Consider the following 14188-nt stretch of genomic DNA (forward strand, 5'->3'; position numbering starts at 1 on the left):
TTGCCTGACCGCACCGCGTCGGCAGGCTACAACCCGTAAGGAGCATCCAATGCGTCATTACGAAATCATTTTTCTGGTCCATCCGGATCAGAGCGAGCAGGTCGGCGGCATGGTGGAGCGTTACACCAAGCTGATCGAAGAAGACGGCGGCAAGATCCATCGCCTGGAAGACTGGGGCCGTCGCCAACTGGCTTATGCCATCAACAACGTGCACAAGGCTCACTACGTGATGCTGAACGTCGAGTGCAGTGGCAAGGCCCTGGCCGAGCTGGAAGACAACTTCCGCTACAACGACGCTGTCATCCGCAACCTGGTCATCCGCCGCGACGAAGCCGTCACCGGCCAGTCCGAGATGCTCAAGGCCGAGGAAAACCGTAGCGAGCGCCGCGAGCGTCGTGAGCGCCCCGAACACGGCGGCCACGAAGGTCACGACAGCGATAGCGACAGCGATAAAGCTGACGAGTAATCCACGGATCTATTGAGGAGCAACTCCCATGGCACGTTTCTTCCGTCGTCGTAAGTTCTGCCGCTTCACCGCCGAAGGCGTGAAAGAGATCGACTTCAAGGATCTCAACACCCTGAAGGCCTACATCTCCGAAACCGGCAAGATCGTTCCTAGCCGCATCACCGGTACCAAGGCCCGTTATCAGCGTCAGCTGGCCACCGCCATCAAGCGTGCCCGCTACCTGGCCCTGCTGCCCTACACCGACAGCCACGGCCGTTGATGACGGGCGGTCGACAGAAGTAAGGGATAGATCGCATGCGCGCCCTGGCCGAGTTCATCATGCGCGGTCGCATGCAGGCCAGCTTCGTGGTCGTCAGCACTGCCGCCTTGCCGCTGCTGTTCTGGCTGAGCGCGGCGGCGGGCAGTCTGGTGTTGCTGCGTCGTGGTTTGGGCGATGCCTTCGGTATCGTCGCTCTGGCTCTGCTGCCGGCGGCGGTGTGGTGGTACTTCGGCGAGCCGCGCACCCTGTTGCTGCTGCTCGGTACCTTGGGGTTGGCCCAGCTGCTGCGCGCCAGTGTGTCTTGGCGCTTGGTGCTGATGGGCAGCGTGCCGGTCGGTTTGGCCTATGCGCTGGTGCTGGGGGAGGTGTTCCGCGCCCCCATCGAGGCGATGGCCGGCGAGTTGCAGAAGCTCATGCCGCAGGTGCTGGAGTCCGGTCCGCTCTCGGCGGACGAGCAGACGCACCTGGGAGCCCTGCTGGTGCCGGTGCTGACCGGCCTGCTGGCGGCGTTGCTGCAGATCGTCAGCCTGCTCGCCCTGGTACTGGGCCGCTACTGGCAGAGTCTGCTGTACAACCCGGGCGGTTTTGCCAGCGAGTTCCGCGTACTGCGCCTGCCGTTTCCCTGGGCGCTCGCGCTGCTGGCCGGCATGCTGCTCGGGCCCAACCTGGGGCCGCAGCTAGCCATGGTGACGCCGTTGTGCAGCGTGCCGCTGGTCTTCGCCGGCGTGGCTCTGGTACACGGGCTGGTAGCACAGGGGCGACTGGGCCGATTCTGGCTGGTGGGGCTGTATGTGACGCTGCTGCTGTTCATGCAACTGATCTATCCGTTGCTGATGGTCTTGGCCATCGTCGACAGTCTGATTGATTTTCGTGCTCGCCAGACGCCCAAGGGCGGCTCCTGAGCGGCGAAACGGTGAAGGTTAAAAGTTAAGAGGTAAGACTCAAATGGACGTCATCCTGCTGGAAAAAATCGCCAACCTGGGCAACCTGGGCGACAAGGTGAGTGTAAAGGGCGGTTACGCGCGCAACTTCCTGCTGCCGCAGGGCAAGGCCACCGCGGCCACCGCCGAGAACGTCGCGGCGTTCGAAGCCCGTCGCGCCGAGCTGGAGCGTCTGGCTGCCGAGAAGAAGGCCTCCGCTGAAGAGCGCGCGGCCCAACTGAACGAGCTGGAAATCACCATCACCGCCACCGCTGGCGATGAAGGCAAGCTGTTCGGTTCCATCGGTACCGCCGACATTGCCGACGCCCTGACCGCTGCCGGTCTGGAAGTGGCGAAGAGCGAAGTGCGTCTGCCCAACGGCACCATTCGCCAGACCGGCGAATACGACGTGGCTCTGCACCTGCACACCGACGTCGAGGCCAGCATCCGCCTGGTCGTGATCGGCGGCTAAGCAGTCGCTATATCGTCTGGCGGCCTGGCTGCCAGACGCCTAACATCGGGCACTCTCCGCACCGCGGAGCGTGCCCGATGTCTTTCTGCCGTCCCGGAATCCTCGCCAGCCATGAACGACATCAGTCCTCCCGAGCAGTACGATCTGGAAACCGCCGCCCTCAAGGTGCCGCCGCATTCCATCGAGGCCGAGCAGGCCGTGCTGGGCGGCTTGATGCTGGACAACGACACCTGGGAGCGGGTGCTCGACCAGGTTTCCGACGGCGATTTCTACCGCCACGATCACCGCATGATCTTCCGCGCCATCACGGTGCTGGCCGAGCGCAACATGCCGTTCGACGTGGTCACCCTGTCCGAGCAACTGGACAAGGAAGGCCACCTGGAGCAGGTCGGCGGTCTGGCCTACCTCGGCGAGCTGGCCAAGAACATCCCCTCGGTGGCCAACATCAAGGCCTATGCGCAGATCGTCCGCGAGCGCGCCACCCTGCGCCAACTGATCGGCATCAGCAACCGGATCGCCGATAGTGCCTATGCACCCCAGGGGCGCAGCGGCGACGAGATTCTCGACGAGGCTGAGCGGATGATCTTCCAGATCGCCGAGGCGCGGCCGAAGGCCGGCGGTCCGCTGGCGATCAACGACATCCTGGTCAAGGCCATCGACCGCATCGACGCGCTGTTCAACTCGGGCGACGCCATCACCGGCCTGTCCACCGGCTTCACCGATCTGGACGAGCAGACCAGCGGCCTGCAGCCGGCCGACCTGGTCATCGTCGCCGGGCGTCCGTCGATGGGCAAGACCACCTTCGCGATGAACCTGGTGGAGAACGCCGTGCTGCGCAGCGACAAGGCTGTCGTGGTGTATTCCCTGGAGATGCCTGCCGAATCCATCGTGATCCGGATGCTCGCCTCGCTCGGGCGGATCGACCAGACCAAGGTGCGCGCCGGCCGGCTGGACGACGACGACTGGCCGCGGCTGACCTCGGCGGTCAATCTGCTCAACGAGCGCAAGCTGTTCATCGACGACACTGCCGGCATCAGCCCGGCGGAAATGCGTGCTCGTACCCGGCGCCTGGCCCGCGAGCATGGCGAGATCGCCATGATCATGGTCGACTACCTGCAACTGATGCAGATCCCCGGCTCCAGCGGCGACAACCGGGTCAACGAGATTTCCGAAATCTCCCGCTCGCTGAAGGCGCTGGCCAAGGAGTTCAACTGCCCGGTGATCGCCCTCTCGCAGCTCAATCGCTCGCTGGAGCAGCGTCCCAACAAGCGGCCGGTGAACTCCGACCTGCGCGAATCCGGGGCCATCGAGCAGGACGCCGACGTCATCATGTTTGTCTACCGCGACGAGGTCTATCACCCGGAAACCGAGTTCAAGGGCGTTGCCGAGATCATCATCGGCAAGCAGCGTAACGGCCCGATCGGCACCTCCCGGCTGGCTTTCCTCGGCAAGTACTCGCGTTTCGAGAACCTGGCGCCGGGCAGCTACCAGTTCGACGAGTGAGTGCGCTGGACAGGCCCGTCCATGCGGATTAGCGTCAAACAGGACGCCACATCATTCCGCACAGGGAGGCCGAGATGGCTGCTCCGGCACGTCCTTCCGCCTTCATCGCCGGCCTGCGTGCCCTGCCGGCGGGCATCTGGGCGCTGGGCTTCGGCTCGATGCTCATGGACACCTCCTCCGAGCTGATCCACAGCCTGTTGCCGTTGTTCATGGTCGGCGTGCTCGGCACCTCGCTGGTGACGGTGGGTCTCGTCGAAGGCGTGGCCGAGGCCACCGCCGCGTTCGGCAAGGTGTTCTCCGGGGTGCTCAGCGACCACTTGGGGCGGCGTAAGCAACTGATGGTGCTTGGCTATGCCCTGGCGGCTTTCAGCAAGCCGCTGTTTCCCCTGGCCGCGAGCGTCGACTGGGTGTTCGCCGCGCGCTTCGCCGACCGCGTCGGCAAGGGCATCCGCGGTGCACCGCGGGATGCGCTGATCGCCGACATCGTGCCGGCGCCGCTGCGCGGTGCGGCCTACGGCCTGCGCCAGGCGCTGGACTCGCTCGGCGCGGTGGCCGGTCCGCTGCTGGCGTTGCTGTTCATGTTCTGGTTCGCCGACGACATCGCGGCGGTGATGTGGGTGGCGGTGGTCCCGGCCTTCCTCACCGTGGCCCTGTTGCTGCGCTACGTGCAGGAGCCGGCGTGCGCCGGGGACGGGGAGGGCGTCCGACCGCCGCTGCGCTTGGGCGACGTGCGCCAGTTGCACGGTGCCTATTGGTGGGTGGTGGGCATCGGTGCGGTGTTCACCCTGGCCCGCTTCAGCGAGGCCTTCCTGATCCTGCGCGCCGAGGACGTCGGCGTGTCCCTCGGCCTGGTTCCGCTGACCCTGGTGGTGATGAACCTGTTCTATGCCCTGTGCGCCTATCCGGCCGGACTGGCCGCCGATCGCCTCGATGCGCGCCGCTTGCTGCTGCTCAGCTTGTTGCTGCTGATCTTCGCCGACCTGCTGCTGGCCGGCGCCGCTAGTCCTTTGCTGGTCTTCGCCGGCGCCGCCCTGTGGGGACTGCACATGGCCCTCAGCCAGGGCCTCTTGGCCAAGCTGGTGGCCGACAGCGCGCCGCTGGCCTTGCGCGGTACCGCCTTCGGCTTCTTCAACCTGCTCAGTGGCGTGGCGCTGCTGGCGGCCAGCGTGATCGCCGGCGTCCTGTGGCAGCGCTTCGGCGCCGCCGCCACCTTCCTCGCCGGCGCCGCCTTCGCTGCGCTGGCCGCCCTGGGGCTGCTGGCCTGGCGCGCTCCGCAGCAGGCGGAGCGCTGAGGGCCTGCGGCTCAGGGGGTCAGGCGGATGGTCATGGCGCCCAGTTCGCTTTTGCCCTGGGCTTTGAACTGCTCGGCCTGTGCGGGCGGCCAGGTGAAGGCCGCACCCAGCAGCTCGCGCTTGCCGCCCTGGCGGGCCACCTCGACCATCAGGTGGTATTCGCCGGCCGGCAGATCCTTGAGCGGTGCGCGGTCGTCGCTGAAGGTCAGGCGGTGCTCGCCCACCGGGCGGGTCGCCCCGCTGACGCCGTCCACCGGCATGTCGAGGTGGCGACCGCTGATCTGCCACCACTGGCGCAGGGAGTCGAGCCACTTCTCGCCCTTGTTGTTCTTCATGTTCAGCCCGTACCACACCGCCAGGTCGGCGACGTGCGTCTTGTCCGGCCGCTGCAGCCAGACGGCGACATAGGGGCGGTGGTACTCGGCGACCTCGAGGCGGGGGATTTCCAGACCGATTTCCAGTTCGGCGGCGAAGGTCGGCGCGGCGAGCAGCGCGCAGAGGGACAACAGCAGGCGGTGACGCATGGATGACTCCTTCAATGGGCGAACAGCAGGACGATCAGCAGCGGCAGCAGCAGGCCGAGGCCGGTCAGCGGCCAGGTACTCGGGCGGAAGGCGGCCTGGCGTTGCAACAGCAGCAGTCCGGTGAGACTGAAGATCCCGCAGAGCGCGGCGAACGCATCGATGAACCAGGTCCAGGCTTCGCCGGTGTTGCGGCCCTTGTGCAGGTCGTTGAGCCAGGCGATCCAGCCGCGGTCGGTGGACTCGTACTCCAGCGCGCCGGACTTGGGGTCCAGGCTCAGCCAGGCATCGACGCCCGGCCGGGCCAGGCCGATGTACAGCGTGCCGTCCGTCCATTCGGCCTCGCGCCCGGCCAAGCGGATATCCAGCTCGCCCTCCAGCCACTGCTGCAACGCCGGCGGCAGGCCGGCCTCGGGCGGTTCCGCCAGCAGGACGGCCTGCAGGGGCGGGGGTAGCCGGGCGCTGTGGTTTTCCACCTGCGGACGGCTTTCGATCTGCCCGGCGTGGTTGAGGGTGATGCCGGTGATGGCGAACAGCAGCATGCCCGCCAGGCAGAGGGCGGAGCTGATCCAGTGCCATTGGCGGAGGGTGCCGAGCCGGAAGGAGCGGGGCATTGCAAAGTCCTGCACGAAAGGGGTGAGCGCTACGGGGTCGGCACTTTATTGAGTTTTCGGCTGGGGCGCGAGAAATTTACAAACAGCAGGGATTCGCATTCCTGCCCCGGCCCGCCGAAGTGCAGAACCGGGCCGGATCCGGCGGCCGCAGCACGCCCTGGCGGCGCGCCACGAATCCCTCCAAGCGGGGGCAAGAGGCGAGGCTAGCGCGGTGCCACCGGCCGTTTGGGCTTGCCGCCCTTGCCTCCCGACTTGCCGCCCTTGTCGGCCTTGCGCCGCGCTTCGGCGGCGGCCTTGGCCTGTTCGCGCTTGTCCCAAGGATTGCTGTCCTGGCTGCGCGGCGGCAGGCCGGTGTGCTGGGTGAGCAAAGGCTTGCCTGCCGTGGCCCGGCCACTGGTGGTCCCGCCGACCTTCTTGCCGCCGGCCGGGGTGGAGTTCTTGCGCCGCGCGCTGTGGTAGCCGTCGCTCTCCGGCTGGTGGGCCGGGATCAGCTGGTGCTTGCCGCTGCCGATCAGATCGCTGCGGCCCAGCTCCTTCAGCGCCTCGCGCAGCAGCGGCCAGTTCTGCGGGTCGTGGTAGCGCAGGAAGGCCTTGTGCAGGCGGCGCTGGCGCTCGCTCTTGACGATAGTCACCGCGTTGCTCTTGTAGGTCACCTTGTGCAGCGGGTCGCGTCCCGAGTGGTACATGGCCGTCGCCGTGGCCATCGGCGATGGGTAGAAGGCCTGCACCTGGTCGGCGCGAAAATCGTTGCGCTTGAGCCACAGGGCGAGGTTCATCATGTCCTCGTCGCTGGTGCCGGGGTGCGCGGCGATGAAGTAGGGGATCAGGTACTGTTCCTTGCCCGCTTCCTTGGAGAACTTGTCGAACATCTTCTTGAAGCGGTCGTAGGTGCCGATGCCCGGCTTCATCATCTTCGAGAGCGGGCCTTGCTCGGTGTGTTCCGGGGCGATCTTCAGGTAGCCGCCGACATGGTGGGTGACCAGCTCCCTGACGTACTCCGGCGACTCCACGGCGAGGTCGTAGCGCAGCCCGGAGGCGATCAGGATCTTCTTCACCCCCGGCAGGTCGCGGGCCGAGCGGTAGAGGTGGATCAGCGCCGAATGGTCGGTGTTCAGGTTGTCGCAGATGCCCGGGTAGACGCAGGACGGCTTGCGGCAGGCGGCCTCGATCTTCCGGCTCTTGCAGGCGATGCGGTACATGTTGGCGGTCGGCCCGCCCAGATCGGAGATCACCCCGGTGAAGCCCGGCACCCGGTCGCGGATCTCCTCGATCTCGCGCAGGATCGACTCCTCCGAGCGGTTCTGGATGATCCGCCCTTCGTGTTCGGTGATCGAGCAGAAGGTACAGCCGCCGAAGCAGCCGCGCATGATGTTCACCGAGAAGCGGATCATCTCGTAGGCCGGGATGCGCTCGCCGCCGTAGGCCGGGTGCGGCACCCGGGCGTAGGGCAGGCCGAACACGTAGTCCATCTCCTCGGTGGAGAGCGGGATCGGCGGCGGATTGAGCCAGACGTCCAGGGTGTCGTGGCGCTGCACCAGGGCGCGGGCGTTGCCGGGGTTGGTTTCCTGGTGCAGCACGCGGTTGGCGTGGGCGTAGAGCACCGGGTCGTTGCGCAGCTTCTCGAAGGACGGCAGGCGGACCACGGTGCGTTCGCGGCTCAGCTTCGGATGCGGCAGCAGCTCGACCGGCTGCGCCGCGCTCGGGTCCTCCGGCTCGCCCCGGGCCTGTTCGAGGGCGCAGGCCTCGAGATCCTGGGTGTTGACGTAGGGGTTGATGATCTTGTCGACCTTTCCCGGCCGGTCGATCCGCGTGGAGTCGACCTCGAACCAGCCCTCCGGCGTGTCGCGGCGGACGAAGGCGCTGCCGCGGATGTCGGTGATCGACGCGATGCCTTCCCCGGCGGCCAGCCGGTGGGCGACTTCCACCACGGCGCGCTCGGCGTTGCCGAACAGCAGCAGGTCGGCGGTGGCGTCCATCAGGATCGAGCGGCGCACCTTGTCCTGCCAGTAGTCGTAGTGGGCGATGCGGCGCAGCGAGGCCTCGATGCCGCCGAGCACCACCGGCACCTCGCTCCAGGCCTCCTTGCAGCGCTGGCTGTAGACCAGGCTGGCGCGGTCCGGGCGCCTGCCGGCGAGGCCGCCGGGGGTGTAGGCGTCGTCGGAGCGGATCTTCCTGTCGGCGGTGTAGCGGTTGATCATCGAGTCCATGTTGCCGGCGGCGACCCCGAAGAACAGGTTCGGCCTGCCGAGCTTCATGAAGTCGTCCTTCGTGTGCCAGTCCGGCTGGCTGACGATACCGACCCGGAAGCCCTGGGCTTCGAGCAGGCGGCCGACGATCGCCATGCCGAAGGACGGATGGTCCACGTAGGCGTCGCCGGTGACGATGATCACGTCGCAGGAATCCCAGCCGAGCTGCTCCATTTCCTCCCGGCTCGTCGGCAGGAAGGGCGCCGGTCCGAAGCATTCGGCCCAGTACTTGGGATAGTCGAAGAGCGGCTTGGCTGCGTGCATGGCAAGGACCGGGGCGGAGAAAAACGGGCGCGCAATATAGCACAAAAAATGAGCAGAAAGCCGAGCAAAACACTCGGCTATAGGCCGGGTTCCGCCCGCCCGGACGGGCCGGGCGCCCGGCTAGAAACGGTAGCGCCGCGGCACCCGCGCGGTCACCCGGGTGAGCAGCTCGTAGCCGATGGTGCCGCAGGCGCGGGCGACCTCGTCGACCGGAAGTCCGGCACCCCACAGCTCCACCGGATCGCCGACCCGCGCCTCGGGCAGTTCGCTCAGGTCCACCGTCAGCATGTCCATCGACACCCGCCCGGCCAGCGGCGCGCGCCGCCCGTTGATCGCCAGCGGGGTGCCGGCCGGGGCGTTGCGCGGATAGCCGTCGGCGTAGCCGCAGCTCACCGTGCCGATCCGTGTCGGCCGCCCGGCTCGCCAGGTCGCGCCGTAGCCGACCGTTTCCCCGGCCGGCACCTCGCGGATGGCGATCAGTTGCGCGGTCAGGGTCATCGCCGGCTGCAGGCCCAGCGCCGCGGCATCGCGCCCGGCGAAGGGGCTGGCGCCGTAGAGCATGATGCCCGGGCGCAGCCAGTCCAGGTGGGCCTGCGGCAGGCTGAGGATGGCCGCCGAGTTGGCCAGGCTGCGTCCGGCGAACGGCAGGTCGGCGAGGCTTTGGAAATGTTCCAGTTGCTGCGCGGTGAGTGGGTGGTTCGGCTCGTCGGCGCAGGCGAAGTGGCTCATCAGGTTCAGTTCGGCGACCTGGCGGGCGCCCTGCAGGCGGGCATGCCAGTCGCGCAGGTCCGGCGCGGAAAAGCCCAGGCGGTGCATGCCGCTGTCCAGCTTCAGCCAGAGCTTCAGCGGGCGCTCCAGCTCGGCGTCGAGCAGTGCCTCGGCCTGCTCGACGCCCTGCACCGCCACGTCCAGCCCGAGGTGGGCGGCGAGCTGGTATTCCGCCGGCTCGAAGCAGCCTTCCAGCAGCAGAATCCGCGCGCGGCTGTGCAGGGCGCGGACCTCGGCGGCCTCCTCCAGACAGGCCACGGCGAAGCCGTCGGCCTCGTCGTGCAGCGCCGTCACCACCTCGCGCACGCCGTGCCCGTAGGCATTCGCCTTGACCAGCGCGAAGGCCCGCGCCTGCGGCGCACAGCCTTTGGCCAAGGCATGGTTGTGGAGGATGGCGGCCAGATCGACCGTGGCGACAAGAGGGCGCATGGGGCAGTCCTTGGTAAACGGGGGCGCCCATGGTACCCCGGCGGAGCGGTGGCGGGCGGGTTCCCGTTCGGGGAAGTAGCGGCGAACGTCGGGGAAGACCCCGGTCACCCCGGGAAATCTCCGAAAGTTCTGTGGATAAGATTGGGTACAAACTCCTCGCCCGAGGCCGGGCGGCGGTGGCCAGGACAATGGCCGGCACCCGCGCCCGAAGGAACGGAACCGGCGGTTTCTCTGGTGTCAAGGGCTGCGGCGACGGGACTCGGGGCGGCCGAAGGTGCTCTCCGCTTGCCCAGAAAAGTGCTGGCGCAGCCTGTGGATAAGCTGCGCACCGATGGCGCGGGCCCAGGTGGCGGCTCCGGGCGGAGCCGAGCGTTTCCGGTTCAGCGAGTCGCCTTGAGGATGACGAACTTGGGCGTCGCCGCCACCTGCTCGACGCGGGAGAACAGCTTCCTGAGCTTGACGTGGTAGCCCAGGTGGCGGTTGCCGACGATCCACAGCGCGCCGCCCGGCACCAGCGCCGCCCGCGCCTGCTGGAACATGCGCCAGGCGAGGAAGTCGCCGACCACCTGCTGCTGGTGGAACGGCGGGTTGCACAGCACGACCTCCAGCGACTGCTCCGCCTGCCCGGCCAGACCGTCGGCGGCGCGGATCTCCACCGGCCGCGCGCCGAGCGCCGTGCGCCAGTTCTCTTCGGCCGACTGCACGGCCATATAGGACTCGTCGACCAGGGTCAGCCGCGCCTCGGGATTGGCCAGCGCGCAGGCGATGGCCAGCACCCCGTTGCCGCAGCCGAGGTCGGCGACCCGCGCATCGCCGAGGTTGCGCGGCTGGTGGGGGAGGAAGGCGCGGGTGCCGATGTCCAGCCCTTCGCGGCAGAACAGGTTGGCGTGGTTGACCAGCTCGACGGGCGGCTGGTCGAGGCGGTAGCGGCTCGGGTAGGGCGAGCGCGGGGCCGGTTTTTCTTCCGGCGTGGCGAACAGCAGGCGCGCCTTCTTCACCGCCAGCGAGGCCTGCAGCGGGCCGACGTAGCGCTCCAGCAGGTCGCCCGCGGCGCGCGGCAGGTGCTTGAGCATGGCGGCGGCGATCACCTGGGCGCCCGGCGCCAGCCGGCCGTGCAGGCGGATCAGTTGCTCCTCGAGCAGCGCCAGGGTCTTGGGCACGCGGATCAGCACCCGGTCGAAGGGGCCCTCGGCGACCGCGCTGGCCGGCACGAAGTCCACGGTGTCCGCCGCCAGGCCGTTGCGGCGCAGGTTGTCCTGCAGGGCCAGCCAGCCCAGGTGGGAGTCGCCGCTGCTGGTCACCCGGGCATGGCCCGCCAGGGCGCAGGCCAGCGCGCCGAAGGTGTCGTTGAGCAGCAGCACCCGCGCCTGGGCGGGCAGGTGCTGCAGCAGGTACTCGTCGGCGGCGTCGAAGGCCTGCAGGGGATCGTCGCGGCGTGGCGGCTGGCGCTGCAGCTCGAGGCGGGCGAACGGGGTATCGAGAATGGGCATGGCGGGACGGCGCTTGTCTATACCAAAAGAGAGGCCAGCGCCTTTGCCGGGCGGTCGATCCGCCCCGGCCGCGAGCGCCGGCCCGGACACAGTCATAGCGTTCGCCCGGATACCCGCGGCGAACGAGGAGCGAAGTATGACCGCCAGCGAAGACAAGTTCACCCGGCAGACGCTGCTCGAGGTCTGGCCGTGGACGGATACCCTGTTCAGCCTGCGCTGCACGCGCCCGCCGGAGTTCCGCTTCCACGCCGGCCAGTTCGCCCGTCTCGGTCTCGGCAAGGCCGACGGCAACAACGTCTGGCGCGCCTATTCGATGGTCTCGGCGCCGGCCGAGGAGCAGCTGGAGTTCTTCTCCGTGGTGGTGCCGGGCGGCGAGTTCACCAGCGAGCTGTGCCGCCTGAAACCCGGCGATGCGCTGTTCGTCGAACGCCAGCCCTACGGTTTCCTCACCCTCGAGCGCTTCCCCGACGGCCGCGACCTCTGGCTGCTGGCCTCCGGCACCGGGCTCGGGCCTTTTCTTTCGATCCTGCGCGATCCGGAGGTCTGGCGGCGCTTCGAACACATCCTGCTGGTGCACAGCGTGCGCACCGCGGGCGAGCTGGCCTACCGCGAGCAGATCGCCGAACTGCCGGCGCGCATGCAGGCGCCGGGTGGCCGGGAGCAACTGCGCTACCTGCCGCTGGTGACCCGCGAGAAGGTGCCCGGCGCCCTGCACGAGCGCATCACCACGCTGCTCGACAGCGGCGCGCTGGAGCGCGCCGCCGGCCTGCCGATCGAGCCGGCGCACTCGCGGCTGATGCTCTGCGGCAACCCGCAGATGATCAAGGACTGCCGGGCGCTGCTCAAGGCGCGCGGCCTGCAGCTCAGCCTGAACCGCCAGCCGGGCCAGGTGGCGGTGGAGAACTACTGGTAGCGGCTGCCCCTTGGCCCGGACGGCCGGCGCTGGCAAAGTCGTATCCCTCAGGGCGGCCGTCTGGCCGCCGCCAAGCCTTGCGTGAGGGATACACCGATGACGGAGATTCTGGACAACCTGGTCGCCCTGCTGAGCCTCGAGCCCATCGAGGAAAACCTCTTCCGCGGCCGTAGCGAGGACCTCGGCCTGCGCCAGCTGTTCGGCGGCCAGGTGCTCGGCCAGTCGGTGTCGGCCGCCAGCCAGACGGTCGAGTCCGGTCGCCAGGTGCACTCGCTGCACGGCTACTTCCTGCGCCCCGGCGATGCCAGCCTGCCGGTGCTCTACGAGGTCGACCCGCTGCGCGACGGCAAGAGTTTCAGCGCCCGGCGGGTCACCGCGATCCAGAAGGGCCGGCCGATCTTCACTTGCTGTGCCTCTTTCCAGACCGGCGAGGAGGGCCTCGACCACCAGCAGCCGGTCATGCCCGAGGTGCCGGGGCCGGAGGGGCTGATTTCGGAAACCGAGCTGGCGCGGCAGGTCGCCGACCGGCTGCCGGAGCGCCTCCACGACTGGGCGATCAGCGCCAAGCCGATCGAAATCCGCCCGGTGACCCGGGTCAACCCCTTCTCCCCCGAGCCCTGCGCGCCGATCCGCCATGCCTGGTTCCGCGCCGACGGACGCTTGCCGGACGATCCGCAACTGCACCGCTACCTGCTCGCCTACGCCTCGGATTTCTCCCTGCTGAACACCGCGCTGCAGCCGCACGGGGTGTCGGTTTTCCAGAAGTTCATGCAGGTGGCCAGCCTCGACCATGCCCTGTGGTTCCACGGCGACCTGCGCCTGGACGACTGGCTGCTGTTCGCGGTGGAGAGCCCCTGGAGCGCCAATGCCCGCGGCTTCGCCCGCGGCCACGTGTTCGACCGCCGCGGCCGGCTGGTCGCTTCCATGGCCCAGGAAGGCCTGATCCGCCGGCGCGAGGACTGGCAGTGAGGTTCGCCGCGGCCCACTACTGGGTGTTCGACATGGACGGCACCCTGACCGTCGCCGTGCACGACTTCGCCGCCATCCGCCGCGCCCTGGAAATCCCCCCGGAGGACGACATCCTCCATCACCTGGCCGCCCTGCCGGTGGCGCAGGCGGCGGCCAAGCACGCCTGGCTGCTCGAGCACGAGCGCGCGCTGGCCCTGGCTGCGCGCCCGGCCGCCGGCGCGCCGGAGCTGGTGCGTGCGCTGCGCGGGCGCGGCTGCCGCTTGGGCCTTTTGACCCGCAACGCCCACGAATTGGCCCTGCTCACCCTGCAGGCGATCGGTCTGGCCGACTGCTTCGCCCGCGCGGACATCGTCGGCCGCGACGAGGCGCCGCCCAAGCCCCATCCCGGCGGCCTGCTGCAGCTGGCCGCGGCCTGGGGCGTGGCGCCCGGAGCGCTGGTGATGGTCGGCGACTACCGCAACGACCTGGAGTGCGCGCGCGGCGCCGGGGCGCACGCCGTGCTGGTCTGCCCGGCGGCAAATCCCTGGCCCGAGCTGACCGACCGGCAGGTGCGCGACTGCTTCGAACTGCTCGCGCTGCTGTAGCGCGCCGGCATCTTCAGCGTTGCGGATAGTCGGCGAGCACGCGCCGGCTGCCGTCCCGCGCGACGCCGATCACCTGGTAGGCATCCCGGCGGTCGCCGCTTTCCATGCCCGGCGAGCCGACCGGCATGCCCGGCACGGCGGCGCCGATCAGGTCCGGCTGGCGGCGCAGCCTGAGGATGTCGGCGGCCGGCACATGGCCCTCGACGAACCTGCCGTCGATCACCGCGGTGTGGCAGGAGCCCAGGCTGTAGGGCACGCCCAGGCGGGTCTTGATCTTGCTCATGTTCTCCTCGACGTGCTCGGTGACGGTGAAGCCGTTGGCCTGCAGATGGCGAATCCAGGTCTTGCAGCAGCTGCAGTAGGCATCGCGGTACACGTCGATGGCGATGGGCTCGGCGGCCTGGACGGCGGCGGCGAAGGCGAGGGCGGCGAGCAGGGCGAGACGGCGCATGGGGATCTCCGGCTGGGGCAGGCGTGC

Annotated in this window: 15 protein-coding genes; 9 read left to right on the forward strand and 6 right to left on the reverse strand. The window is 68.7% G+C overall.

What is annotated here, in order from left to right; genetic code table 11:
• The first annotated feature begins 49 nt into the window (after positions 1-49).
• The 6 genes from rpsF to BMY22_RS04295 all read left to right on the forward strand — a co-directional run bounded on the left by rpsF (position 50) and on the right by BMY22_RS04295 (position 4912).
• Complete coding sequence (gene rpsF / locus BMY22_RS04270) at positions 50-466, forward strand: 30S ribosomal protein S6 (protein ID WP_090619836.1); 417 nt, start codon at positions 50-52, stop codon at positions 464-466.
• Positions 467-494: 28 nt separating this feature from the next.
• On the forward strand, positions 495-725 hold the full coding sequence (rpsR, locus tag BMY22_RS04275) for a 30S ribosomal protein S18 (RefSeq protein ID WP_012699436.1): 231 nt from the start codon (positions 495-497) through the stop codon (positions 723-725).
• A 35-nt stretch (positions 726-760) separates the two neighbouring features.
• Positions 761-1627 (forward strand): hypothetical protein, encoded by an 867-nt coding sequence (locus tag BMY22_RS04280; protein ID WP_090619838.1) that lies wholly within the window; start codon positions 761-763, stop codon positions 1625-1627.
• Positions 1628-1670: 43 nt separating this feature from the next.
• Complete coding sequence (gene rplI / locus BMY22_RS04285; protein WP_090619839.1) at positions 1671-2117, forward strand: 50S ribosomal protein L9; 447 nt, start codon at positions 1671-1673, stop codon at positions 2115-2117.
• Between the two features lie 111 nt (positions 2118-2228).
• Positions 2229-3620, forward strand: a complete 1392-nt coding sequence (gene dnaB / locus BMY22_RS04290) for a replicative DNA helicase (protein ID WP_090619841.1) — start codon at positions 2229-2231, stop codon at positions 3618-3620.
• A gap of 74 nt (positions 3621-3694) precedes the next feature.
• The gene (locus BMY22_RS04295) at positions 3695-4912 is read left to right on the forward strand and encodes an MFS transporter (RefSeq protein WP_090619842.1); all 1218 of its coding nucleotides are present in this window, start codon (positions 3695-3697) and stop codon (positions 4910-4912) included.
• A gap of 11 nt (positions 4913-4923) precedes the next feature.
• Here the strand turns inward: BMY22_RS04295 and BMY22_RS04300 are convergent, their stop codons facing one another.
• The 5 genes from BMY22_RS04300 to BMY22_RS04320 all read right to left on the reverse strand — a co-directional run bounded on the left by BMY22_RS04300 (position 4924) and on the right by BMY22_RS04320 (position 11244).
• Entirely contained in the window at positions 4924-5436 is a 513-nt protein-coding gene (locus BMY22_RS04300) for a DUF2271 domain-containing protein (RefSeq protein ID WP_090619844.1), read from the reverse strand.
• An 11-nt stretch (positions 5437-5447) separates the two neighbouring features.
• A complete protein-coding gene (locus BMY22_RS04305) occupies positions 5448-6047 on the reverse strand; it encodes a PepSY-associated TM helix domain-containing protein (protein ID WP_090619845.1) in 600 nt (199 codons plus the stop codon).
• Positions 6048-6250: 203 nt separating this feature from the next.
• Positions 6251-8557: a YgiQ family radical SAM protein gene (locus tag BMY22_RS04310; protein ID WP_090619847.1), complete on the reverse strand. Its 2307-nt coding sequence runs from the start codon at positions 8555-8557 to the stop codon at positions 6251-6253.
• Between the two features lie 120 nt (positions 8558-8677).
• A complete protein-coding gene (alr, locus tag BMY22_RS04315) occupies positions 8678-9754 on the reverse strand; it encodes an alanine racemase (protein WP_090619848.1) in 1077 nt (358 codons plus the stop codon).
• 380 nt (positions 9755-10134) lie between these two features.
• Positions 10135-11244, reverse strand: a complete 1110-nt coding sequence (locus BMY22_RS04320; protein WP_090619850.1) for a methyltransferase — start codon at positions 11242-11244, stop codon at positions 10135-10137.
• Positions 11245-11380: 136 nt separating this feature from the next.
• Here BMY22_RS04320 and BMY22_RS04325 point away from each other — a divergent pair, with 136 nt between their 5' ends.
• From BMY22_RS04325 to BMY22_RS04335, 3 genes are all read left to right on the forward strand, one after another.
• On the forward strand, positions 11381-12157 hold the full coding sequence (locus BMY22_RS04325) for a ferredoxin--NADP reductase (RefSeq protein ID WP_090619851.1): 777 nt from the start codon (positions 11381-11383) through the stop codon (positions 12155-12157).
• 96 nt (positions 12158-12253) lie between these two features.
• Positions 12254-13126: an acyl-CoA thioesterase II gene (tesB, locus tag BMY22_RS04330; protein WP_090619853.1), complete on the forward strand. Its 873-nt coding sequence runs from the start codon at positions 12254-12256 to the stop codon at positions 13124-13126.
• A 32-nt stretch (positions 13127-13158) separates the two neighbouring features.
• Positions 13159-13710, forward strand: a complete 552-nt coding sequence (locus tag BMY22_RS04335) for an HAD family hydrolase (protein ID WP_208599228.1) — start codon at positions 13159-13161, stop codon at positions 13708-13710.
• Positions 13711-13723: 13 nt separating this feature from the next.
• Here BMY22_RS04335 and BMY22_RS04340 read toward each other — a convergent pair whose 3' ends face one another.
• On the reverse strand, positions 13724-14161 hold the full coding sequence (locus BMY22_RS04340; RefSeq protein ID WP_090619856.1) for a DUF411 domain-containing protein: 438 nt from the start codon (positions 14159-14161) through the stop codon (positions 13724-13726).
• Positions 14162-14188 lie beyond the last annotated feature (27 nt).

It is taken from the genome of Azotobacter beijerinckii (assembly GCF_900110885.1).
GTDB lineage: Bacteria > Pseudomonadota > Gammaproteobacteria > Pseudomonadales > Pseudomonadaceae > Azotobacter > Azotobacter beijerinckii.